Consider the following 1,153-nt stretch of genomic DNA (forward strand, 5'->3'; position numbering starts at 1 on the left):
CCGGGACGCTGCGTGCGTCCCGGGCCCTCTGCGCGTGGCCACCCCGCGGTGCGCGGCCGGGCGGCGCCTCAGGTGGCGTCGGGGTCGAAGGGGGTGGGCACCAGCGGGTCGTAGGTGTGCGGGTTGCCCCAGCGGGGCGTGGGAGCTCCACCGCGCTGCTCGACGGCACCGGTGGAGCTGGCCACCCCGGTGGTCTCGCCGGCCGGCGTGGAGGTCGGGTCCTTGAGCGGGTTCAGCTCGTCGACCAGGGGCTGGTAGTCCTCCATGAGCGCCTCGCGGACGATGCGGCGCGGGTTGTACTGGCGGGGGTCCCACTTGCGCCAGTCGAGGTCCACGTCGTCGCCCACCTGCTCGCGCAGGTCGCCCTTGGCCTGGTTGGCCATGTCGCGGGCCTGGCGGACCCAGCGGCGGAGGTTGTCCATGGCGGCCGGCAGGCGGTCGGGACCGATGATGACCAGGACCGCGACCATGATCAGCAGGAGCTCCCACTGGGACATCCCGAAGATGTTCACGATCCTGCTCCTGTCGTCGTCCGTGCGTCACGGGCCCCGTCGGGCCCCCGGTGGCCGTCCCGCCCGGCGGGTGGCCAGGGGACAGTGTGCCAGCCCGCCGTCACGGGGCCACAGCCAGCGCCACCCCCGCCCCCACCGGCAGCAGCAGGGCGTCGGAGTCCCGCTCGCGCCACTCCTCCAGCACGTGGCGCACCAGCAGCGTGCCCGGGTCCCGGTCCACGGGGTCAGCCAGGCGGCCGCCGAGGCCGGCACCCACCATCGCCAGGAGCCCCCCGGGCCGCACGACGCGGCGCGCCTGCTCCACCTGGTCGGCCAGGTCGGGCGCGGGGGCGTCCACCACCACGAGGTCGTACGCGGCGTCGCGCAGGCGCGTCATCACCTCGCCGGGACGCCCGGGCATGATCCGCCAGCGGTGCTGGGGCACCCCGGCCGTGGTGGTGGCACGGCGGGTGAGCGCGGCGCGGGGCTCGTCGTCGATGCAGGTGAGCGCCCCGTCGGTGGGCATGCCCTGGAGGATCCACAGCGGCAGCGCGCCGCCCATCGTGGTGGCGGTCACCGCGGAGCGCGCCGCGGCGGTGCGCGCCACGAGGCGCAGCACGGCCCCCTCGGCGGCCACGTCCCCACCACCCGCCTGGGTGCGC

At 76.4% G+C, this 1,153-nt stretch carries 2 protein-coding genes; both read right to left on the bottom strand.

Translation table 11 applies throughout. The annotated features are described in order from the left end of the window. Positions 1 to 68: 68 nt before the first annotated feature. A complete protein-coding gene (locus HMPREF3099_RS06945; RefSeq protein WP_141494745.1) occupies positions 69 to 512 on the bottom strand; it encodes a twin-arginine translocase TatA/TatE family subunit in 444 nt (147 codons plus the stop codon). Positions 513 to 612: 100 nt separating this feature from the next. Next, positions 613 to 1,153: O-methyltransferase (locus HMPREF3099_RS06950; protein ID WP_237769786.1), on the bottom strand; the 541-nt coding region annotated here is incomplete at its 5' end.

It is taken from the genome of Kytococcus sp. HMSC28H12 (genome assembly GCF_001816045.1).
GTDB classification, from domain to species: Bacteria; Actinomycetota; Actinomycetes; order Actinomycetales; family Dermatophilaceae; genus Kytococcus; species Kytococcus schroeteri.